At 65.2% G+C, this 22,117-nt stretch carries 20 protein-coding genes and 1 pseudogene; 10 read left to right on the top strand and 11 right to left on the bottom strand.

The window, feature by feature from the left end:
• Positions 1–34 precede the first annotated feature (34 nt).
• Positions 35–2,311 (top strand): NADP-dependent malic enzyme, encoded by a 2,277-nt coding sequence (locus tag GY791_18670; GenBank protein MCP4330451.1) that lies wholly within the window; start codon positions 35–37, stop codon positions 2,309–2,311.
• Positions 2,312–2,356: 45 nt separating this feature from the next.
• Here the strand turns inward: GY791_18670 and GY791_18665 are convergent, their stop codons facing one another.
• Complete coding sequence (locus tag GY791_18665) at positions 2,357–3,253, bottom strand: hypothetical protein (GenBank protein ID MCP4330450.1); 897 nt, start codon at positions 3,251–3,253, stop codon at positions 2,357–2,359.
• 91 nt (positions 3,254–3,344) lie between these two features.
• On the opposite strand from GY791_18665, the gene GY791_18660 reads away from it, so the two are divergent.
• The 4 genes and pseudogenes from GY791_18660 (at position 3,345) to phoB (ending at position 7,978) form a co-directional block, all read left to right on the top strand.
• Complete coding sequence (locus tag GY791_18660; GenBank protein MCP4330449.1) at positions 3,345–6,233, top strand: PAS domain-containing protein; 2,889 nt, start codon at positions 3,345–3,347, stop codon at positions 6,231–6,233.
• 20 nt (positions 6,234–6,253) lie between these two features.
• Positions 6,254–6,424 (top strand): hypothetical protein, encoded by a 171-nt coding sequence (locus GY791_18655; GenBank protein MCP4330448.1) that lies wholly within the window; start codon positions 6,254–6,256, stop codon positions 6,422–6,424.
• A 167-nt stretch (positions 6,425–6,591) separates the two neighbouring features.
• A complete protein-coding gene (locus GY791_18650; GenBank protein ID MCP4330447.1) occupies positions 6,592–7,296 on the top strand; it encodes a hypothetical protein in 705 nt (234 codons plus the stop codon).
• A pseudogene (gene phoB, locus GY791_18645) lies at positions 7,293–7,978 on the top strand (phosphate regulon transcriptional regulatory protein PhoB). The gene GY791_18650 and the pseudogene phoB overlap by 4 nt, the downstream one beginning before the upstream one ends.
• 21 nt (positions 7,979–7,999) lie before the next feature.
• On the opposite strand, the gene GY791_18640 reads toward phoB, so the two are convergent.
• The 5 genes from GY791_18640 to GY791_18620 all read right to left on the bottom strand — a co-directional run bounded on the left by GY791_18640 (position 8,000) and on the right by GY791_18620 (position 12,746).
• Positions 8,000–8,524 (bottom strand): O-acetyl-ADP-ribose deacetylase, encoded by a 525-nt coding sequence (locus GY791_18640; protein ID MCP4330446.1) that lies wholly within the window; start codon positions 8,522–8,524, stop codon positions 8,000–8,002.
• Positions 8,525–8,559: 35 nt separating this feature from the next.
• A complete protein-coding gene (ppa, locus tag GY791_18635; GenBank protein ID MCP4330445.1) occupies positions 8,560–9,093 on the bottom strand; it encodes an inorganic diphosphatase in 534 nt (177 codons plus the stop codon).
• Positions 9,090–10,211, bottom strand: a complete 1,122-nt coding sequence (gene ald / locus GY791_18630; GenBank protein ID MCP4330444.1) for an alanine dehydrogenase — start codon at positions 10,209–10,211, stop codon at positions 9,090–9,092. Before ald ends, ppa begins: the two co-directional genes overlap by 4 nt.
• Before the next feature lie 131 nt (positions 10,212–10,342).
• Entirely contained in the window at positions 10,343–11,740 is a 1,398-nt protein-coding gene (locus GY791_18625) for an AmpG family muropeptide MFS transporter (GenBank protein ID MCP4330443.1), read from the bottom strand.
• A gap of 7 nt (positions 11,741–11,747) precedes the next feature.
• Complete coding sequence (locus GY791_18620; protein ID MCP4330442.1) at positions 11,748–12,746, bottom strand: adenosine kinase; 999 nt, start codon at positions 12,744–12,746, stop codon at positions 11,748–11,750.
• A 223-nt stretch (positions 12,747–12,969) separates the two neighbouring features.
• Between GY791_18620 and GY791_18615 the strand changes: the two genes are divergently transcribed.
• The 3 genes from GY791_18615 to polA all read left to right on the top strand — a co-directional run bounded on the left by GY791_18615 (position 12,970) and on the right by polA (position 16,923).
• Positions 12,970–13,629 carry a hypothetical protein gene (locus GY791_18615; protein MCP4330441.1) on the top strand — a complete coding sequence of 220 codons (660 nt, stop codon included), beginning with the start codon at positions 12,970–12,972 and terminating at the stop codon, positions 13,627–13,629.
• On the top strand, positions 13,626–14,039 hold the full coding sequence (locus GY791_18610) for a hypothetical protein (protein MCP4330440.1): 414 nt from the start codon (positions 13,626–13,628) through the stop codon (positions 14,037–14,039). The genes GY791_18615 and GY791_18610 overlap by 4 nt, the downstream gene beginning before the upstream one ends.
• A 73-nt stretch (positions 14,040–14,112) precedes the next feature.
• Complete coding sequence (polA, locus tag GY791_18605) at positions 14,113–16,923, top strand: DNA polymerase I (GenBank protein MCP4330439.1); 2,811 nt, start codon at positions 14,113–14,115, stop codon at positions 16,921–16,923.
• Between the two features lie 41 nt (positions 16,924–16,964).
• On the opposite strand, the gene GY791_18600 is transcribed toward polA, so the two are convergent.
• Together GY791_18600 and GY791_18595 are read right to left on the bottom strand one after the other, a co-directional pair.
• A complete protein-coding gene (locus tag GY791_18600; GenBank protein ID MCP4330438.1) occupies positions 16,965–17,327 on the bottom strand; it encodes a glutathione S-transferase domain-containing protein in 363 nt (120 codons plus the stop codon).
• Entirely contained in the window at positions 17,279–17,593 is a 315-nt protein-coding gene (locus GY791_18595) for a hypothetical protein (GenBank protein ID MCP4330437.1), read from the bottom strand. The genes GY791_18600 and GY791_18595 overlap by 49 nt, the downstream gene beginning before the upstream one ends.
• A gap of 311 nt (positions 17,594–17,904) precedes the next feature.
• On the opposite strand from GY791_18595, the gene GY791_18590 reads away from it, so the two are divergent.
• Positions 17,905–18,126, top strand: coding sequence for a hypothetical protein (locus GY791_18590; GenBank protein MCP4330436.1), 222 nt, complete (start codon positions 17,905–17,907; stop codon positions 18,124–18,126).
• Positions 18,127–18,138: 12 nt separating this feature from the next.
• On the opposite strand, the gene GY791_18585 is transcribed toward GY791_18590, so the two are convergent.
• The 3 genes from GY791_18585 to GY791_18575 all read right to left on the bottom strand — a co-directional run bounded on the left by GY791_18585 (position 18,139) and on the right by GY791_18575 (position 21,187).
• A complete protein-coding gene (locus GY791_18585; GenBank protein MCP4330435.1) occupies positions 18,139–19,749 on the bottom strand; it encodes a phosphoenolpyruvate carboxykinase in 1,611 nt (536 codons plus the stop codon).
• A 117-nt stretch (positions 19,750–19,866) separates the two neighbouring features.
• Complete coding sequence (locus GY791_18580) at positions 19,867–20,571, bottom strand: DUF2470 domain-containing protein (GenBank protein MCP4330434.1); 705 nt, start codon at positions 20,569–20,571, stop codon at positions 19,867–19,869.
• Between the two features lie 64 nt (positions 20,572–20,635).
• A complete protein-coding gene (locus GY791_18575; protein ID MCP4330433.1) occupies positions 20,636–21,187 on the bottom strand; it encodes a copper chaperone PCu(A)C in 552 nt (183 codons plus the stop codon).
• Positions 21,188–21,360: 173 nt separating this feature from the next.
• Between GY791_18575 and GY791_18570 the strand changes: the two genes are divergently transcribed.
• Positions 21,361–22,056 (top strand): response regulator transcription factor, encoded by a 696-nt coding sequence (locus tag GY791_18570; GenBank protein ID MCP4330432.1) that lies wholly within the window; start codon positions 21,361–21,363, stop codon positions 22,054–22,056.
• Positions 22,057–22,117: the final 61 nt, after the last annotated feature.

Here is a 22,117-nt window from a genome sequence, read left to right as displayed (position 1 = left end):
GCGTTTGTCGCGGCTCCCGATCGAAAGGCCAACAATGTCCGTGAAGTCCAACCGCATCACCGAAGAAGAGGCCCTGCTGCTGCATGCGTCCGGCCGTCCCGGCAAGATCGAGATCGCGCCGACCAAGCCGCTGACCACGCAGCGCGATCTGTCGCTCGCCTATTCCCCGGGCGTCGCTGCGCCGTGCCTGCGCATTCATGACGATCCTGCGCTGGCCTACGACTATACGGCGAAGGGCAATCTGGTCGCGGTGATCTCGAACGGCACCGCGGTGCTTGGCCTCGGCGATCTCGGCGCGCTCGCATCGAAACCGGTGATGGAAGGCAAGGCGGTCCTGTTCAAGCGGTTTGCCGACATCGACGGCATCGATCTCGAGGTCGATACCTCCAACGTCCGCGAATTTATCGATTGCGCGCGGTTCCTCGGCAAGAGCTTCGGCGGCATCAACCTCGAGGACATCCGCGCCCCCGACTGTTTCGTTATCGAGCAGGAACTGCGGGAGTTGCTCGATATCCCCGTGTTTCATGACGATCAGCACGGCACCGCCATCATCGCCGCCGCCGGGGTGATCAACGCGTTGCATCTCACCGACCGTGACATTGCGGAGACCAAGTTAGTGATCAACGGCGCCGGCGCGGCCTCGATCGCCTGCGCCGAGTTGCTCAAATCGATGGGCATGCCCCACGAACACGTCGTCATGTGCGATACGCGCGGCGTCATCTACCAGGGCCGGGAAGACGGCATGAACCAGTGGAAGTCCGCTCATGCCGTCGACACCAAGGCGCGCACGCTCGAAGAGGCGATCGAGGGCGCCGATATGTTCTTTGGGCTCTCGGTGGCCGGCGCGGTCAGCCAGGCCATGGTCAAATCGATGGCCGACCGGCCGTTGGTCTTCCCGATGGCCAATCCCGAACCCGAGATCGACCCCGAGGACATCGTCGCCGTGCGCACGGACGCGATCATCGCCACCGGGCGGTCGGACTACCCCAACCAGATCAACAACGTGCTCGGGTTCCCCTACATCTTTCGCGGCGCCCTCGACGTCCGCGCCTCGACCATCAATGACGAGATGAAGATCGCCGCCGCCAATGCGTTGGCCGACCTCGCCCGGGAGGACGTGCCCGACGAGGTCGCCGCCGCCTATTCCGGCCGGCGCCTGCAATACGGCCCCGAATATATCATCCCGGCTCCGTTCGACCCGCGGTTGATCGAAGCGGTGCCGATGGCGGTCGCGAAGGCGGCGATGGACAGCGGCGTCGCCCGCCGACCGATCATCGATATGGACCGTTACCGGGCGGAGCTGTCGGCTCGTCTCGACCCGACGGCGGCCGGCCTGCAGGCGATCTTCGACAAGGTGCGCCAGCACCCGCGGCGCATCGTTTTCGCCGAGGGCGAGGACGAACGCGCGATCCGCGCCGCCGCGGCGTTCTACAGCGGCGGCTACGGGACGCCGATTCTGGTCGGCCGCGAAGAGCAAGTGGTCGAGACCATGGCGCGCATCGGCCTCGGTAAGGCCGACGGGTTCGAGATCCACAACGCGCGCCTATCGGAGCACAACAAGGCCTATACCGCGTTCCTTTATTCGCGCCTGCAGCGCAAGGGCTCGCTCTATCGCGACTGCCAGCGCATGGTCAACAACGACCGCAACGTGTTCGCCGCCTGCATGGTCCAGATGGGCGACGCCGACGCCATGGTGACCGGGCTGAGCCGGCGTTTCGCCGTTTGCTACGACGAGGTGCGCCGCGTTCTCGACCCGCAGCTCGGCCAACGGGTCATCGGCGTGACTATCGCGTTGGCGCGCGGGCGCACGGTCTTCATCGCCGACACCTCGGTTCACGAGCTGCCGACGGCGGTCGAGCTCTGCGATATTGCCAGCCAGACCGCAGCCTTGGCGCGTCAGATGGGGCACGAGCCGCGGGTCGCTTTGCTATCGTTCTCCAATTTCGGCAACCCCATCGGCGAGGTCACCGAGCGCGTGCGCGACGCGGTGCGGCATCTCGATTCGCGGCAAGTCGATTTCGAATTTGACGGCGAAATGTCCGCCGACGTGGCGCTCGACCCGGAGATCATGCAACTCTACCCGTTCTGCCGCCTGTCGGGGCCCGCCAACATTCTCATCATGCCCGGGCTGCACAGCGCCAACATTTCCGCCAAACTGTTGCAGAAACTCGGCGGCGGCACGGTCATCGGGCCGATTCTGCAGGGCCTGTCGAAGCCGGTGCAGATCGTGCCTATCGGCTCGACCGTTTCGGACGTGGTCAATCTGGCCGCCGTCGCCGCCCATGACGCGATCGACGGGACGCTTTTCTAACCACGCGGCGACGGAGTCGCAGCGACGCCGGAGGTGGCTTCTTGCTCAGTTGGTGCCGTAGACGGCGACCTCGCCGACCGCGTAGGTGCCGCCCAGGTTGCTCATGATGATGCCGTCGAAGCCCTTGGTGAAGGTGCGGTCGCTGGCGACGATGGTTTCCTTGCCGTTGACATAGACCGCCATGTCGCCGTTGGGGTGGCGGAACCATTGGATGTATTGGTCCTGTCCCTCGGTGAGTTGGACTTGCGATTTGGCTGTCTCGACGACGCCGCTGCCGATCGCGGAATAGCGGACCAGGGCCAGTGACGGATTGCCGCCGGGGGCATAGACGATGCGATAGCCTTCGTCGCTCTGCCCGGCGATATAGGGGCCGAACTCGAAGCGGCCGGGCTCGTTGCGGGTGCGGAGGACGAGGCGGATATCAAATCCGTTGGCAATGCCCAGTGCGGTATAGATGTCGCCACGGGTCGCCGCCGGCTGCTGTTGCTGCTGCTGATTTTGCGGCGGCAGCACCTGTTGCAATACGGCGCCTAGCAATTGTTGGCCGACCGTGCCTTGGGGCTGACCCGGCTGACTGGTCGATTGCTGCGCTTGATTTTGAATGCTGACCAAGCCGAATTCCCGGTTCATCTCGAAGCGGCCGGAGCGCACGGTCCAGGGCGGGTTGGCGCTGTAATTGCCGTCGGCGAACTCCTCGATCATCAGCAATCGGGACCATGGCCAGTCGTAGCGCGCGGTCAACTGCCTGAGTTCCTTGATGTACTTCTTCTTGGCCAGGCCTTCGTTCGCGCCCTTATCGATCAATGCCTTCAATTCGCTCAGCAACTTGTCGGAGTTGGCCGGCGACAGCCACGGCGGGTTGCTCTGGGCCGTGGCGTCTGCGGCGCCGGCGAACACGCCGACGGCAACGATCAAGCCGAGCATGGGGTGGTGGTTTCTCATCGCGGTGCCTCCCTCAATTTACTCGATCGGCCATGGCGCGTTTTCTTGCGCAAGAAGTGCGATATGGTAGAGGACCCTGGGGCGGCGAACAGTGACAGGGATTACACAAGGGTTCGTGATGGCGCCGCGGCCGCGGAAAAATGACGTTTTGCTCACCACCACGCTGTTGACCCTGCCGGTCGCGGCGGCCCTCGGCGTGCTCGTGGTGGTCGGCTGGCTGGCGCCGCTGCCGGCACTGGCGGCGGCGGCGTTCTGCGCACTCGTTGTCGCCGCGTTGGTTTGGCGTCATCTCCGGGATATCGAGATTTTACGCCACGTCGCCGATGGGCTCAGGAGCCCCGAACGCGAACAGGTTCCGGCGGTTGCCGAAGGTTCGTTGGTCGCCGGGCTCGATGGATCGCTGCGCCGCCATCGGCGGGAGTGGCGCGCCCAGGACGAACACCTGAGGACGCAATTGGCGGCCGATGAAATCATCATCGACAGTCTGCCCGATCCGATCCTGACCCTCGACCAGCAAATGCGGCTGGTGCGGGCCAATGCGGCGTCGCGGTCGGTGCTGAGCCGGGTCGCCGCCGGGCAGGATCTATTGGCCACTTTGCGTCACCCGAATGTCATCGACGCCGTTCAGCGGACGCTCGAGGAGGGAACCGGACAAGAGGCCGAGTTCACGCTGCCGGGGGTCGTCGACCGCGCTTTCAGCGCCCGCGTCCGGCGGCTGAGCGAGCAATCGGCGGACGGTGCGGTTCTCGTTTTAACGCTTCATGATCTGACCGAGGTCAAGCGCGCCGACCGCATGCGGGCCGATTTCGTCGCCAACGCCAGCCATGAGTTGCGGACGCCGTTGTCGGCGTTGATCGGCTTCGTCGAAACCCTGCGCGGTCCGGCCGCGGGCGACGCGCGCGCGCGGGCACGTTTCCTCGGCATCATGCAGGAACAGGCGGGGCGCATGGCGCGCCTGATCAATGACCTGTTGTCGCTGTCACGGATCGAACTCAGCGAGCATGCGCGGCCGACGCAACACGTGGATCTTGTGGCCGCCATGCGCCGCGCTGCCGAGAGCCTGCAATTGCAAGCGCAGGAGAAGGAGATGTCGATCGATCTCCGTCTCGAACTCGATCCGGCTCCGGTGATCGGTGACGGCGACCAACTCGAGCAAGTGGCGCAAAACCTGGTCGACAATGCGATCAAGTATGGCCCTGCCGGCACCGCGGTCACGGTGACAGTCGCCACCAGCGGCCGCGGCCCGCTCGACAGGCTCGCGCCCGGTGAAAGTGTCGTTTCGGTCTCGGTCCACAACGCCGGCGACGGTATCGCTCCCGAGCATCTGCCGCGGCTCACCGAGCGGTTTTACCGGATCGATCCGGCACGCTCGCGGGAACTCGGCGGCACCGGCCTCGGCCTGGCCATCGCCAAACACATCGTCAATCGGCATCGCGGCTCGCTGACCATCGAAAGTTCGCCGGGTCGCGGCGCCACTTTTTCGGTTTATCTGGTCGCCGCCGAAAACGCGCCACAGCGTCCAGCGGACCGGCGCCGGAATGATTCGGACGAGGTCAAAACAGCGCGCGTCCGATATTGCAATTATTCCATGCCAAGGAGGGATAGGATGACAAGGTGGAAACCCAAGAGACCGCGGCTCGGCCCGGTGTTCGGCTCGGTATCGCTGGCCGCATTGATATGCGCCGGCGCCGCCGACGCCGGCGAAACAGTCACCGTGACCATGACCAAGGAGCAATGGGAGACGCTGCAAAATCTCCTGCCGCGGCTCAACCAGCTCGAGTCCCAGGTCCAGGACAACGCGCAGAACCTTAGGCTCCAGGAGGGGCAGACCCAGAATATCAACCAGCGGGTCGAACAGATTTCGGGAACCGCGGTCAATCCCGACCGCATTCCGGACGAGGGCTCCCTGGTCAATAGCGGGAAGAAGGGCATGACCTTCGAATTGTCGGGCCAGGTCAATATGGGCGTCATGGCCGCCGACAGCGGCGACGGTCCCGGCATCACCGACAATGACCGCAAGGTCTGGGTCGTCGACAACGACAACTCGTCATCGCGCTTCCGTTTCAAGGTTAGGGCGCCGATTGACGACCACTGGAGCGCCGGCGCCACGATGGAACTGGAGGTCGAGCAGAACGCCAGCAACGAGGTCAACCAGGACGACGACGAGACGCGGAGTTTCGATTTCAATTTGCGCAAGGCCGAGGCTTTCATCAAGAACAAGGAATACGGCAAGATCACCGTTGGCCAGGGCGACATGGCCTCGAACGGCATCAGCGAGCAGGATCTTTCCGGAACCACGGTCGCCGGCAAGTCCGAGGTCGAAACGATCGGCGGCGGTTTGGACTTCCGCTTGGACCCCTCCGGCGTGCTGAGCGGCAATACGGTCAACGATTATTTCGACAACCTCGACGGCCTCAGCCGGCAACAGCGGGTGCGCTACGACACGCCGACCTTCGCCGGTTTCTCCCTGTCGACCAGCTACGGCGATGGCGGACAGTGGGATGCGCGCGGCCAGTACAAGCAAAAGCTCGACGTCGCCGGCGGCCTCAAGGTGGTCGCCGCCGCGGGCTGGTACACCGACACCGATGTCCCCAACAACGAAGGCGTCGAGGGCATCAGCGGCTCGGCCTCTGTGCTGCACGTGCCGACCGGCCTGTTCGTCACCGGCGCCTACGGCACGGTACTCGACACCGCGACCGGCACCGATCCGGAACCGTCTTTCTACTATGTCAAGGGCGGCATCCAGCAGAAATGGTTCAGCTTCGGCAAGACCGCCGTCTCCGGCAATGTGTGGATGGGCTGGGACTATTTGAACAACGGCAGCGAATCCGACAATTACGGCGTCCAATTGGTGCAGAACGTCGACGCCAGCGGCACCGAAATCTATTTCGGCGGTAACTATTTTTCGGTCACCGATCCGGCCGAGGATCCCTACCAGGACATCTGGGTCGGCCTCCTCGGCGTGCGGCAGAAATTCTAGAGCACGGGGGAAACACGGCCATGACATCGAAAATGCGATACCTGATTATTCCCGCCCTCGTTGTGGCCCTCTCGGCCTGCGTCGGCGGCGAGGATTTCGCCTATGACGGGCCGGACGAGATCAAATCCGGCCCCGGCCTCTTCACCGGCAAGGACGGCGTCTACAGTTTCTCGGTGCCCTATCCCGACTAGCCAGCGGCCGACACCGCGGCCGGTTCGGTCGGGGTGTCACGAAACTGTCATCCAACTGTAGTAAATCTAAAGCGCGGAACGATTAGGGTGCGGCTCGCCGGACGGCCGCCGGGCGGCCGGATATTCCCCGTTCCCGCGCAGGAGGACTCGACGTGTTGAAGAAAACCATGCTTTTCGCCGCCATGGCGAGCGTTATCCTGGCCGCCGGCGCCACCGAGGCGCGCGACCAGATCCGAATCGTCGGTTCGTCGACGGTATTTCCCTTCTCGACCGCGGTCGCCGAGCGGTTCGGCCGGACCAGCGGGTTCAAGACTCCGGTCGTCGAGAGCACGGGATCGGGCGGCGGCCTGAAGCTGTTTTGCTCCGGCGTCGGCACGCAGCACCCGGACATGACCAACGCTTCGCGTAAGATCAAGGACTCCGAGATCGAATCCTGCGCCAAGAACGGCGTCACCGATATCACCGAAGTGAAGATCGGCTTTGACGGCATCGTGCTGGCCAACGCCAAGTCGACGCCGCAGATGACCGTCACCCTCCAGCAGCTGTGGCAGGCTCTGGCCAAGGATGTTCCCGACGCCGACGGCAACCTGGCCCCCAATCCCTACAAGACGTGGGGCGAGATCGACCCGGCCCTGCCGGCGCACAAGATCGAGGTCCTCGGCCCGCCGCCGACCTCGGGCACCCGCGATGCCTTCGTCGAGTTGGCGATGGAGGGCGGCTGCAAGACCTTCGGGTCAATCGCCGCGCTGAAGAAATCGGACAAGAACCAGTACAAGGCGGTCTGCCACACGATCCGCGAAGACGGCGCCTACGTCGAAGCCGGCGAAAACGACAATTTGATCGTCCAGAAGCTGGAGGGCGACAGCGAATGACTCCACTGATTCTAGTGGTCGAGGACGAAGCCTCGTTGGTCACCCTGCTGCGCTACAATCTGGAAAAGGCCGGGTTCCGCGTCGCCGAGGCGGTCGACGGCGAGGAAGCCTTGATGGTCGTGGCCGAGGAACTGCCCGACCTTATCGTGCTCGATTGGATGCTGCCCGTGGTCTCGGGCATCGAGGTCTGTCGCCGTTTGCGGCGCCGGCCCGAAACCCGGAACATCCCGGTCATCATGCTGACCGCGCGGGGCGAGGAGGGCGACCGCGTGCGCGGTCTCGACAGCGGCGCCGACGACTATGTAACCAAGCCGTTCTCGCCGGAAGAGTTGGTCGCCCGCATTCGCGCGGTGCTGCGCCGGTCGCGGCCGGCGCTGGCCGCCGACATGCTGAGCTTCGAGGACATCGAGATGGATCTCACCGCGTCATCCGCGGCGGCCGCCGCGTCCACCTCGGCCCGACCGAATTCCGTCTGCTGCGCCATTTCCTCGAACACCCGGGCCGGGTGTTCTCGCGCGAGCAGCTGCTCGATGCGGTGTGGGGCCGCGACGCCTATATCGAGCCGCGCACGGTCGATGTCCATATCCGTCGATTGCGCCGGGCGCTCAACGACCAGCAGGCGCCCGACCCCATCCGCACGGTCCGCTCCGCAGGCTACGCTCTCGACCTCGAAGCGGCCTGACTGCCCACCGTCGTTCGGAATTTAATCGAGACCATGCGCGCCCTGGGCGGCCACTGCGATCCGCCGTGCCTGGTCACCGAAGCAGACCAGCCGCACTTCCGTTAGCGTGGCGTCGTCCGCGAGTTCCGCGGTGATCGTGGCGATCGCGATCCGCGCCGCCCGCTCGGCGGGAAAGCCGTAGATTCCGGTGCTGATACCGGGAAAAGCGATGCGGCGCAGACCGTGTTCCTGTGCCAGCCGCAGGCTCTCTCGGTAACACGCGGCGAGCAGCGCGTCCTCGTCGTGGCCGCCGCCGCGCCATACCGGCCCCACCGTGTGGATGACGTGACGGGCCGGCAAACGGTAGCCCGCGGTGATTCGTGCCTGACCGGTCGGGCAGCCGCCGATCGCGCCGCATTCTTCGAGCAGGTCCGAGCCGGCCGCGCGATGGATGGCGCCGTCGCCGCCGCCGCCGAGCAGGCTCTCGTTGGCGGCATTGACGATCGCATCGACCTCCTGCGTCGTGATATCGCCTTCGACGATGGTGATCCGCGGGTCGGCCGTCATCTCCCTTTCGCCTTGCAACGCATCACGGACCGGATTCAGCCTTCGCCGTTGGCCCGTTCGATCGCTTCCAGTATGAGCCGGCAGGCCTCCTCGGTTTCGCCCCAGCGCACGACCTTGGCCCACTTGCCTTTCTCGAGGTCCTTGTAGTGTTCGAAGAAGTGGCCGATCTGCTCGATCAGGATCGGCGGCAGCTGGCGGTAGGAGGCGACATTGGAATAGAACGGGTGGAGCTTGTCGACCGGCACGGCGAGGATCTTTTCATCCATCCCTGCTTCGTCCTCCATCATCAGCACGCCGATCGGGCGCGAGCGAATGACCGCACCGGGGACCACCGGAACCGTGCTGACCACCATCACGTCGCAAGGATCGCCGTCATCCGACAACGTGTGCGGCAGGAAGCCGTAATTCGACGGATAGAACATCGCCGTGTGGAGAAAGCGGTCGACGTACATGGCGCCCGATCTTTTGTCGACCTCGTACTTGACCGGGTTGCCGCCGAGCGGGATCTCGATGATGACATTGAGGTCCGTGGGCGGGTTCTCGCCGGTCGCGATGTGGTCGAGATTCATGCCGCGATGGCCTCCTCGGGGTGGACGAAATCGTAGCCCAGCGCCTGGGCCACGGCCGGGTAGGTGACGAGGCCCTTATGGACGTTGAGGCCGCGCATCAGGTTGTGGTCCTCGGCCAAGGCGCGGCGGTAGCCCTTGTCGGCGAGCGCCAAGGCGAACGGCAGCGTTGCGTTGTTGAGGGCGATCGACGACGTGCGGGCGACGGCACCCGGCATGTTGGCGACGCAATAGTGGACGACGTCGTCGACCAGGTAGGTCGGGTCGGCGTGGGTCGTCGCCCGGCTGGTCTCGAAGCAGCCACCCTGATCGATCGAGATGTCGACCAGGACCGATCCCTTCTTCATCCGCCGCACGATGTCGCGGGTGACCAGCCTCGGCGCCGCCGCGCCCGGAACCAGCACCGCGCCGACCACCAGATCGGCGCCGAGGACGTGCTGCTCGATCGAATCGCGGGTCGCGTAAATGGTGTTGAGCATCGGCCCGAATTGGAGATCGAGCGCATAGAGCTGCTGCAAGCTGATGTCGACGACCGTGACATGGGCCTCGAGGCCCATCGCCATGCGCGCCGCGTTGGTGCCGGCAACGCCGCCGCCGAGAATGACCACTTTCGCCGCCGCGACCCCGGGCACGCCGCCGAGCAGCATGCCGGACCCGCCCTGTTGTTTCTCCAGGCAATGGGCGCCGGCCTGGATCGACATCCGCCCCGCCACCTCGCTCATCGGTGACAGCAGCGGCAATCCCTTGCCGCCCGGTCCGGTCACGGTTTCATAGGCGATCGCGATACAACCCGACTTGACCAACCCCTTGGTCTGACGCGGGTCGGGGGCGAGGTGCAGGTAGGTGAACAACACCTGTCCCGCGCGCAGCATCCGGATCTCGCTCGGCTGCGGTTCCTTGACCTTGACCACCATCTCGGCCTTGGCGAAAACCTCGGTAGCGGTCTTGGAAATCTTGGCCCCGACGGCGCGGTAATCGGCGTCGGTGAACCCGATTCCTTCGCCGGCCGTTGTCTCGACCAGGATCTTGTGCCCGTGTTCGTTCAATTCGCGAACGCTCGCCGGCGTCAGGCCGACACGGTTTTCCTGCTTCTTGATCTCTTTGGGAACGCCGATGAGCATGTTCTTGTACTCCCCTGCGGATGTCGGTTGTACCCCCGTTCATGCCCGATTCGATGGGCCGGTTCAACAATGGTACGCCGGTCACCGGGGGCGGCGCCATCCCTTCCTTCGATCGCTGCCGCCGGGTCCCGTCATGCGGGTGCCGCGCGGCGGGAGACCCGGGCCAGATAAAGCGCGAGTAGCACCGAGGGCACCCCGATCACCGCGACATAGACGAAGAAGTAGGCATAGGCGTCGGGATTGAGCACGCTGCCGTCGGCGGCCACCTGCACGCCCAGGCCTTCGGCGACGAGACCCGAGAAGCCGCCGATGAGCTTGCCCGGCAGCGTCATCAGCGAGCTGAACAGGGCGTATTGGGTGGCGGTGTAGTTGGCGCTGGTCAGGCTCGACAGATAGGCGATGAAGACCGAACCGGCGAGCCCGCCGGTGACGTTGTCGGCGCTGATTACGACCGTCAGCATCCAGATGTTGTCGCCGGCCAGCGCTAGCAGCGCGAACAGCAGGTTGGTCGCGGCGATCAGCACGGCGGCGAGAACCAGCGGCCGCATGATACCGAAGCGGACCACCAGGGTGCCGCCGACGAAGGCGCCGAAGATCGTCATCGCGAGCCCGAAAACCTTGGCCACGTTGGCAACGTCGGTCTTGGTGAAGCCGAGGTCGTAGTAAAACTTGGTCGCCATCGAGCCCATCGTGATATCGCTGATGCGGAACAATCCGATGAAGATCAGGATGACCACCGCCAACGCCTCCTTGCGGGTGAAGAAGTCGACGAAGGGGCAGACGACGGCGCCGATGAACCACGCCGAGATCGCCCGCCAGCGCGCCGGCATGGCAGCGTTGCGGGCGAGGAAGGCGACGACCCGCTCCTCGCGGGCCCAGGCGTCGGCATCGCGGACATGGTCGGGTTCGCGGACGATCAGCACGGTGACGATGCCGACCAGGGTGCAGGCGGCCATGGTCAGATAGGCGACGGCCCACGAGCCGAACTCGGCGACGTAGAGGGCGCCCGCCCCGGCGACCAGGATCGCGATCCGGTAGCCGAGCTGGTAGGTCGCGGCCATGGCCCCCTGCAGCGTGCGTTCGACCGCCTCGATGCGATAGGCATCGAGGGCGACATCCTGGGTCGCGGAGGAAAAGGCGACGAGCAGGGCGAACAGCGCGATCGCGGTGAGATCGGTGCGCGGATCGGTCAGCGCCATCCCGCAGAGGCCGAGAGCGATACCCACCATGGCGAGCAGCATCCAGCTGCGTCGCCGCCCCAGGCGCCGGGTCAGAACCGGCAGCGGCGTGCGGTCGACCACCGGGGCCCAGAAGAATTTGATCGAATAGGTCAGGCCGATCCACGAGAAGAACGCGATGGTGGCCGGGTCGTAACCCGATTCGGCGAGCCAGAACTGCAGCGTGGTGAAGACAAGAAGGAACGGCAGGCCGGCGGAGAAGCCGAGGAACAGCATGCCGACGACGCGCGGATGGAGGTAGACGAGAAACGCCGCCCGCCAGCTCCGCGCCGGCGCCGCGCCCGTCGCCATGCCCCGCTCAGCCAAGTTTTTCGGCCACCAGTTCCGCCAGCCCGCGCTGCGGACGGGCGCCGATATGGGAGATGATCTCGGCCGCCGCGATGCTGCCGATCCGTGCACAGCCGGCGAGCGGCCGCTCCTGGGTCAGGCCGTGCAGAAACCCGGCGGCATAGAGATCACCGGCGCCGGTGGTGTCGATCACCGCGGCGACCGGCTCGGCGTCGACGATGTGGACTTCGTCGCCGGAAACGATCACCGAGCCCTTGGCGCTGCGGGTCAGCGCCGCGATTTCGCAATGACCGCGCACGTGCTGGAGCGCGCTGTCGAAACTCTCGACCTCATAAAGCGATGTGATCTCGGCTTCGTTGGCGAACAGGATGTCGACATGGTTTTCGGTGAATTCGCGGAGGCCCGTGCGGTGACGATCGACGACGAAGGGATCGGAGAGCGTCAACGCGACCCGCCGGCCGGCTTCGTGGGCCGCCGTGGCGGCCGTGAAAAAGGCTTCGCGGGCGTCCGGCGGATCCCACAAATAGCCCTCGAGATAGGTGACCGAAGCGGCGGCGACCTGGGCGCCGTCGATATCCTCGGGGCCGAGCTCGCCGCAGACGCCGAGGAAGGTTTGCATCGTGCGTTCGCCGTCCGGCGTGACATAGACCAGGCACATGCCCGTCGGCGTGCCGTCGGCGGCGGCCGGCGGCGTCGCGAAATCGATGCCCACCGAGGTGATGTCGTGGCGGAAAATGCCGCCCAGTTGATCGTCGCTAATCTTGCCGATGAAGGCACCGCGGCCGCCCAGGGAGGCGAGCCCGGCGATGGTGTTGGCGGCCGACCCGCCGGACATCTCCGTCGCCGGCCCCATGGCATCGTAGAGCCGCTTTGCGCCCGCCGCATCGACCAGGGTCATCGCGCCTTTGACGAGGCCGTAAGACGACAGGAACGCGTCGTCGGTCTGGCCGATGACGTCGACGATCGCATTGCCGATGCCGAGGACATCATGGGTCGGGGCTGGCGCCAAAATTTAGCTCCTTTGGGCTGGATTGCGCGGCGCAGTATAGCCGCCGACCGGGCGCGGGCAAGCGCGGCCCTTGTTCGGCGCCGGACAGCCGACTAAACATGATGACCGATGCACGTCCACCCAGAACAGGTCCCATGATGAAGGCCGTCATTCCCAGCCCGATCACGCCGCCGGCGGGCGTTTCCGGCCCTGCCGCCGCAGCACCGACGGGGGGCCAGAAGACATGATCACCGCGCTCTTCCGCGCCTTCGACAATCTCGGCGACCGCGGTCTCCGCCGCTTCATTTGGTATAGCGTGGGCGGCGCCATCGCCATCCTCGTCTTGCTCTGGGTTCTGGTCACGCTTCTCCTGACCCAGTCGGCGATCACCGCGATCCCGTGGCTCGATACCGCGATCGACGTTCTCGGCGGGGTCGCCGTCCTGGTGCTGTCATGGCTGCTGTTTCCCGGCGTCGTCGGGCTGGTCAGCGGCGTGCTGCTGGAAGGCGTCGCCAAGGCGGTCGAGGCACGGGACTACCCCGACCTGCCGCCGCCGCGCGAGCAGGGCTGGGGAGAGATAATCCGCACCACGGCCAAGTTCGCCGGCGTGCTCGTCTTCGCCAACCTGATCGTGCTGCCGCTGTACCTCATCCCGGTGGTCAACATAGTGGTCTTCTATACCCTCAACGGTTATCTTCTCGGCCGCGAGTACTTCGAGCTGGTGGCGTTGCGCCGCCTCGACGAAAAATCGGCGATCGAGATGCGGCGGCGCGGTCGTCTGCGCTGGTTCACCGCCGGGCTCGTGATCGCCTTCCTGATGACAATCCCGGTCCTCAACCTGATCATGCCCATCATCGCCACCGCCTTTCTGGTCCACCTCTTTCAAAACTCCGGAACCCGATGACGAAATCGCTCCGCGCACCAGCCGGCCGCCTGATTGGGCTCGCTTGCAGTCTTTTCCTGGTCGCTGGCTGCGCCGCCAAAACCGCGACCGCGCCCGAACCGACGAGCGCGGCGCCGCGGATCACCTCGGTGCCGCAGAGCTTCGCCGCGGACCGGCTGCAGGGCATGGACAGCGACAACCTCAACCGCCTGCTCGGCACGCCCGGCCTGCTGCGGCGCGACGGCCCGGCGCAAATCTGGCAATACGTCGATCAGGCCTGCATCCTCGACCTGTTCCTCTACGAAAACGGCAGGCGTCACTACGTCGAATATGTCGAGGCGCGACCGTCGCGGGTCGATGGCGGGGTGCCGCCGACGGTGCAGTCCTGTCTCGACGGTATTCTGAGCGACCGCCGGCCGCTGACCAGTTGATCCGCCGACCGCACCGCACGCGGTTTCTGGTCGCTCGACTCGCGGCCTTCCATCCGGCAATCTGAGGCCGTCGATGACTGCCGCCGAGACGCCCGTGACCGCCACTCAGAAGTCGCCGCTCAAGCACCTCTTCCTGGTCGACGGGTCGGGTTATATCTTCCGTGCCTACTATGCGTTGAAGACACCGATGAACCGGCCCGACGGGACGCCGGTGGGCGCGGTCTACGGCTTCATCAACATGCTGCTGAAGCTGCTCAAGGATGCCGAGGTCGACCACATCGCGGTCATCTTCGATCATGCGCGCAAGAATTTCCGCAACGACATCTATCCCGACTACAAGGCCAACCGGGAAGCGCCGCCGGAAGACCTGATTCCGCAATTCGACCTGATCCGCGATGCCACCCGGGCGATGAACCTGCCCTGCGTCGAAATGGAAGGCTTCGAGGCCGACGATTTGATCGCGACCTATGCCCGCCAGGCGGCCGCCCTTGGCTCCGATGTCACCATCGTGTCGTCGGACAAGGACCTGATGCAACTGGTCGACGGCCGGGTCAACATGATGGACCCAATCAACAACCGTGCCATCGGCCCCGACGAAGTGGTGGAGAAATTCGGCGTCGGTCCCGAAAAGGTCGTCGATGTCCAGGCGCTCGCCGGCGATTCGACGGACAATGTGCCGGGGGTGCCGGGCATCGGGGTCAAGACCGCGGCGCAGCTAATCGGCGAATATGACGACCTCGATACGTTGCTCGACCGGGCCGAAGAGATCAAGCAGCCGAAACGGCGCCAGAACCTGATCGAGTTCGCCGACCAGGCGCGCATGTCGCGGGAGTTGGTGCGCCTGCGGGACGACGTCCCGGTCGCGGAGACCTTGGACGATTTCGCCAAGCGCGCGCTCGACCCGGAGCTCCTCATGCCGTTCCTCGAGGAGCAGGCCTTCAAGTCGATCATCGCCCGGCTCGAGAGCGAACTCGGCGTCGAGGCGACCGGCGGCACGGCGGCGGGCGCACCGGCCGGCGATGCGAGCTATGAGTTGGTCCAGACCGAGGACGCGCTCACGCGGTGGATCGATCGCGCATACGCGGCCGGGATCGTCGGTGTCGACACGGAAACGACGTCGCTCGATGCCATGCAGGCGGAGCTGGTCGGCATCTCGATGGCGGTGGTCCCGGGCGAGGCCTGCTACATCCCGGTGGGCCACAAGGGCGGCGGCGTCCAGGGCAACCTCGACCTTGGCGACGGCCCGGCGTCGGAGACCGAACGGCCGCCCCAAATCGCCCTCGACACCGTGCTCGGTCTGCTGCGGCCGCTGCTCGCGGACCCGTCGATCCTCAAGGTCGGGCACAATCTGAAATACGACATGCAGCTATTGCACCGCTACGACGTGCCGGTGACGCCGGTCGACGACACGATGGTGTTGTCCTATGTGTTGGAGGCGGGGATGCACGGCCACGGCCTCGATGAACTCGCCGAGCTCCATCTCGGCCACCGCACGATCAAGTTCAAGGAAGTCGCGGGCAGCGGCAAGGACCAGGTCACCTTCGATCACGTGCCGCTCGACAAGGCCTGCGATTACGCGGCCGAGGACGCCGACATCACGCTCCGCCTCCACCAGGTGCTCAAGCCGCGGCTCGCGACCGCGCACAAGACCGCGGTCTATGAGCGCATCGAACGGCCGCTGATCGACGTCTTGGTGGCGATGGAATGCGCCGGCATCCTGGTCGACCGTAAGGTCCTCGAAAAGCTGAGCAAGGATTTCACCAAGCGTCTCGGCGTCCTCGAGAAGGAAATCTACAAGCTCGCCGACGGCGAGTTCAACATCGGCTCGCCGAAACAGCTCGGTGAGATCCTGTTCGACCGCATGGGCATTTCCGGCGGCCGCAAGACCAAGACCGGCGCCTACGGCACCGGCGCCGACGTGCTCGAAGGCCTCGCCGCCCAGGGCCACGACTTGCCGGCGCGGATTCTCGATCACCGCCAACTGGCCAAGCTCAAGAGCACGTATACCGACGCGCTGGTGCGCTACATCAACCCCGACACCGGCCGCGTCCACACCTCCTACGGCATGGCCATCGCCTCGACCGGCCGGCTGTCGTCGACCGACCCCAACCTGCAGAACATTCCGGTGCGGACGGAAGCCGGGCGCAAGATCCGCGAGGCGTTCGTCGCCGCCGAGGGCAACAAGCTGGTCTCGCTCGACTATTCGCAGATCGAGCTGCGCCTGCTGGCCCATGTCGCCGATGTGGCGTCGCTCAAGGACGCCTTCCATGCCGGGCTCGACATCCACGCCATGACCGCCAGCGAGATCTTCGGCCTGCCGATCGAGGGCATGGACCCGATGGTCCGGCGCAACGCCAAGGCGATCAATTTCGGCATCATCTACGGCATCAGCGCCTACGGCCTGGCCAACAATCTCGGCATCCCCCAGGACGAGGCGGCGGCCTATATCAAGATGTATTTCGAACGCTACCCCGGCATCCGCGATTACATGGACGCGATGAAGGTGTTCTGCCGCGAGCACGGCTATGTCGAGACGCCGTTCGGGCGCCGCATCCACATCACCGGCATCCGCGACAAGAACCCGGCGCGGCGCGGCTTTTCGGAGCGCGCGGCGATCAACGCCCCGCTGCAGGGCGGCGCCGCCGACATCATCAAGCGGGCGATGATCCGGGTGCCCGGCGCGCTCGACGAAGTCGGGCTCGGCGCCAGCATGCTGCTCCAGGTCCACGACGAATTGCTGTTCGAGGTCGCCGCCGACGAGGTCGAGGCGACGATCACGGCGATGAAGCAGGTGATGGAAGGGGCGGCGCTACCCGCGGTCGAGCTCTCCGTGCCGCTGGTCGTCGATGCCGGCGTCGGCGACAACTGGGCCGAGGCGCATTGAGCCGATCGGCAAGTGGGCGGAGCGAGACCCGGATCGGGCTGCTAGGTCGGCAGTTCGGGAATCGTGTCCTGGTAGCTGGCGCGGGATTGCATCGCCGCGTGCCAGCGGACGACGTTGGGCCGCGCCTCGACAAGGCCCGCCGAATCCGGCGTGATCGACATGTAGAACAGGATCGGGGCAAGGAAGTAGTCGGCGACCGACGGCGCATCGCCGACCAGCATCGGGCTGCCGCCGAGCGCGGCGTCGAACACGCCGAGCTGGTATTCGATGTCGGGCAGCGCCGCCGCGATCGTCGCCTCGTCCGGGTCGCGCCCCCTGATCACCGGTGCGAACCGCTCGAGAACGCAGCGCCGGATCATGGCCGGATAGACGTAGTCGTTGATCGCGCTGATCCATTGCGCCATGCGCGCCACCCCCGCGCATCGGCGGGCGTCAGCGCCGGGCCGTCGAAGGCCATATCGACGTATCGGGCGATGGCCGCCGTTTCGTAGAGGTGGAAATCGTCATGGCGAAACGCCGGAACCTTGCGGAAGGGGTGCAGGGTTGGGTAGTCGTCGGCGCTCAGATCCACGCTCTCGATCGTATAGGCGACGCCCTTTTCCTGCAGGCAGATTCGCGTTGTACGGACATATGTGCTCTGCGGAAACCCATAGACAACGACGTCACTCATCGCTTCCTCCTCACCACCGTGCGCGTTCCTTTGGGGGACGGCCAGGCCCCCGCGGCCGCCCAGATTCGATTGGTTACTCAGTGTGTTGGCAGCGGTTGACCCATGTCAACGAGGGCGCGCGCCGATTGTTGGAAAATATAGGCAACTTTGTTCATGCGCCGGTCCGTCTCGGGTGGCGGGCCGTAGGGAGATTTGCCATGAGATCAGCATACGTGAATGCGGGTTGGGCATCGGCGTCGGCGACCACAACCGTATTGCTCGCCACAGCCGCGGCCTGGGCCCAGCAGAGCGGCCCCTATTATCGCGAACATATGTGGGGCGGCGGTTTCGGCTGGGTCTTCGGCCCGTTGATGATGATCCTGTTCCTGGCGGTGATCATCGGCGTCGTCATCCTGATCCTGCGCTGGCTCGGGATCGCGGGGCAAGGCGCCGGCGGCCACGACGCCGCCATGACGACCCTGCGCGAACGCTTCGCGCGCGGCGAAATCGACAAGGAAGAGTTCGAGGAGCGCAGCCGCCTGCTGGCCGGTTAGGGGTTGGACCGCTCAGGCCGCGGCGTGAATGCCGGCCGCCTTGACGCCGTCATCGACATAGGGCTCGAACTGCTTGAAGTTGGTCTCGAACCGTTTGGTCAACTCGCGCGCCGTCGTATCGTAGGCTGACTTGTCGGCCCAGGTGTTCTTGGGGTTGAGCACCTCGCCCGGCACCTCGGGGCACGAATCGGGCATCGCCAAGCCGAAATCGGGATGCGGCGTCGTCGCCACTTCGGTGAGCTGCCCGTCCAGCGCGGCCCGCACCATGGCCCGGGTGTGGGCAATTTTCATGCGCTCGCCAACGCCGAAGCTGCCGCCCGACCAGCCGGTATTGACGAGCCAGCAGCGGGCGCCGTGGCGTTGGATCTTCTCGCCCAGCAACCGGGCATAGACCGACGGATGACGCGGCATAAACGGCGCGCCGAAACAGGTCGAAAAGGTCGCCTGGGGCTCGCTGCCGAGACCCTTCTCAGTGCCGGCGACGCGGGCGGTGTAGCCGGACAGGAAGTGATACATCGCCTGCGCGGCGGTCAGCCGCGATATCGGCGGCAGGACGCCGAAGGCGTCGGCGGTCAGCATGACGATGTTCTCGGGGTGTCCGCCGCGGCCGTCCTCGGCGATGTCGGGAATATAGTCGATGGGGTAGGACGCACGCGTGTTTTCGGTGTGCGAGGCGTCGTCGAAATCGAGCACGCCGTTTATCGGATCCATGACGACGTTCTCGAGGATGGTGCCGAATCGCCCGGTGGTGGCGTGAATCTCGGGCTCGGCGTCGGGGCTCAGCCGGATCACCTTGGCGTAGCATCCGCCCTCGAAGTTGAAGATGCCGTTCTCCGACCAGCCATGTTCGTCGTCGCCGATCAGTTTTCGTGTGCCGTCGGCCGAAAGCGTCGTCTTGCCGGTGCCGGATAGGCCGAAGAAGATGGCCGTGTCACCGCCCCGGCCGATGTTGGCCGAACAATGCATCGGCAGTACGCCGCGTTCGGGCAGCAGATAATTGAGCAACCCGAAGACCGACTTCTTGATCTCCCCGGCATAGCCGCTGCCGCCGATCAGGACCATGCGGCGCGCGAAATGGACGACGATGAAGACCCCCGAATCGGTGCCGTGCAGCGCCGGATCGGCCTGCAGTTTCGGTGCTTGCAGGATGGTGAAATCGGGCTCGAATTCGGCCAGTTCGGCGGCCGGCGGCTGCAGGAACATATTGCGCGCGAACATGTTGTGCCACGCCTCGACGGTGACCACGCGCACGCGCAGCCGGTAATCGGCATCGGCGCCGGCGAAACAATCGCGCACGAACAGGTCGCGATCGCCGTAATAGGACAGAACCAGCGCCAGCAAGGCGTCGAATTTCTCTTCCGTGATCGGCCGGTTGATGTCGCCCCACCAGATGTCGTCGCGGCTCGACGGCTCGTCGACGAGGAACTTGTCCTTGGGCGCGCGACCGGTGTGTTGGCCGGTCAACGCGACGAAGGCGCCACCGGCCGCGATATGGCCTTCGTCGCGCCGGATCGCCTGCTCATAGAGCAATGGTGTCGTCAGATTCCAATACGCGGTCCGGTAATCGGATACTCCGCAAGTGTCCAATCCGAATTTGCTGATGACAGGTCCGACCTGCGGCACCCTCGCCTCCCTGGCTGTACGATTCGACCGGATTTCGCGCGCAAAAAACGCGGCACCTTATACGGGCCAATCGGCACCGGCAACCGGCTTTGGCCTCAATTCCGAATTTGATGCATTCTAGTCTGGAATGGGCGCCGAGTCTCGGCTTTCGCGCGCCCGTGCGGCCAGCGCCGCGAGCGCGCGGCGGGCATCGTCGGGCCCGAATATCGGTTCCTCGAAGTTTAGCCGCGCGACGTTACCGCCGCAGCGCAGGTCGCAGCCCTCGGGATCGATCCCGGTCATGATCCACCCACTGCCGTCGCGGCCCAGCAATTCCATGGCATAGAGGCCAATGGCGTCGCTATGGTCGGCGTTCATGTGGTCGACGATCTCTGCCTCGGCGTCGATCAAGTTGCCGCAGCCCGCAACATCGAACGCCAGATCTTCCTCGGAAAGCCAGTGGATGTGTCCGAACCCGGCGACGCTGTGGGCGCGCACCGGGTCCACCCGGTAGAAGGCGAAATCGCCGAAATCGGCGTATTCCCGGGCGCCCGGATGGCGGGCGAGGAATCGCGCGCGATGATGGGGGAGGTCGCTGACGATGGCGCGGCCCAGCACCGTCACCCGCGGGCCGGCGAGCGGATCGTCGAAGCCGGCGGTGCCGTCGAACAGCAGCGACACGCGGTCGTCGGTCTTGATATTGATGGTATGGACGGCGAGGGCGGACATCAGCAGGATCGGCGCTCCGTCGACATCGCTCGCGGTGAGCACGAGGGAACCGTAAGGCCAGCCGTCGCGGTCGCCCAGACCCGTGCTCAGGGCAGCGCGCTCGGCGCCGCGCATAAGGCGCCGGATGTGCGCGCCGATCTCCGCCGGACCGGGGCCTTCCCGCCCGGCCCCGCGATCGTCATTCGGTGGTGCCATGGCCGTGTTGATGTTCGTGATCCTGCATATGCCCATCGTCGCTCATGTGCCCTGCGTCGTGCAAATGTTCCTCACCGTGCCCATGAATCCCGGCCGGCATGGTCGCCCCAGCCTTATGGACGGCCGCGGTGGCCGCCACCGGTCCCGCCTTTTCGAACATCAGCGCCAGCGGAACCGTGCCGCCTTCCTGTAGCGCGCCGGTCAGGCCGATCAGCATGATATGTTTGCCGCCCGGTTCCAGAATAATATGTTCGCCGGGGGCGATTTCGATACGCTCGACCGGGCGCATCTTCATCACGCCGCCGTCGTCGATCGTGGTATGCACCTCGGCCTTCTTCGCGGCCGCGGACGAAACACCAATCAGCGTATCGGCGGCGTTGCCGATGTTGACGATGGTGAGGTAGACCGCGCCGGTCTTCGAGACCGAGGCCCGCGACCATGGCCGTTCGACGATGATCTCGGGACCCTCGGCCGCCGCCACCCATGGCAGAATTATGGCAACGACCACCACAAAACAGTCCAATATCCGCTTCAATTGTCCTCCTTGCGCCCGGTCGGCGCGATAGCGGACCCGCCGGAAAAAGCCATAAATCCTCGTAATGACTGGGTTCTAGACATATCTATGACGAAATTATGTTAGGCTAACGTGCGGCCAATTCGACCGTCGATGCGACGGAGTGACGCGCGCGGCCGGGAAGAGGGCAAACCATGTCTAAGACCATTGCGCTCGTCGATGACGACCGGAATATCCTGACCTCGGTGACCATGGCACTGGAGGCCGAAGGCTTCAAGGTTCGAACCTACAAGGACGGCGCGGAGGCGCTCGACGGGATTTCGGCGCGGCCGCCGGACCTCGCCATTCTCGACATCAAGATGCCGCGTCTCGACGGCATGGAATTGCTGAACCGGCTGCGGCGCAAGTCGAACATGCCGGTGATTTTCCTGACCTCGAAGGACGAAGAGGTCGACGAAGTGCTCGGTCTGCGCATGGGCGCCGACGATTATATTCGCAAGCCGTTCTCACAGCGCCTGCTGATCGAGCGCATCCGCGCCCTGCTGCGCCGCTCGGACCCGGTCGGCGAAGGTCCGGACAAGGCCGAGAGCGCCATCGTCCGGGGCGAGCTCGTGCTCGATCCGGCGCGCCACGTCTGCACCTGGAAGGGTGATGTGGTGACGCTCACGGTGACCGAGTTCCTCATTCTGCAGGCGCTGGCCAAGCGCCCCGGCCTGGTCAAGAGCCGCGACCAGCTGATGGACGCCGCCTATGGCGAGCACATCTATGTCGACGACCGCACGATCGACAGTCACATCAAGCGGTTGCGCAAGAAGTTCAAAGTTGTCGACGTCGATTTCGGCCACATCGAAACGCTGTACGGGATCGGCTACCGCTACAAGGAAGAATAGGACCCAGGCATGGCACCCGACGGTGGTGATCGGTCACAGCCCGATGCGGCGGCGGGCCGAT

The sequence above is a fragment of the Alphaproteobacteria bacterium genome (assembly GCA_024244705.1).
Classification (GTDB): domain Bacteria; phylum Pseudomonadota; class Alphaproteobacteria; order JAAEOK01; family JAAEOK01; genus JAAEOK01.
The sequence above is the reverse complement of the archived record's forward strand: the minus strand, read 5'-3'. Positions and strand labels throughout refer to the sequence as shown.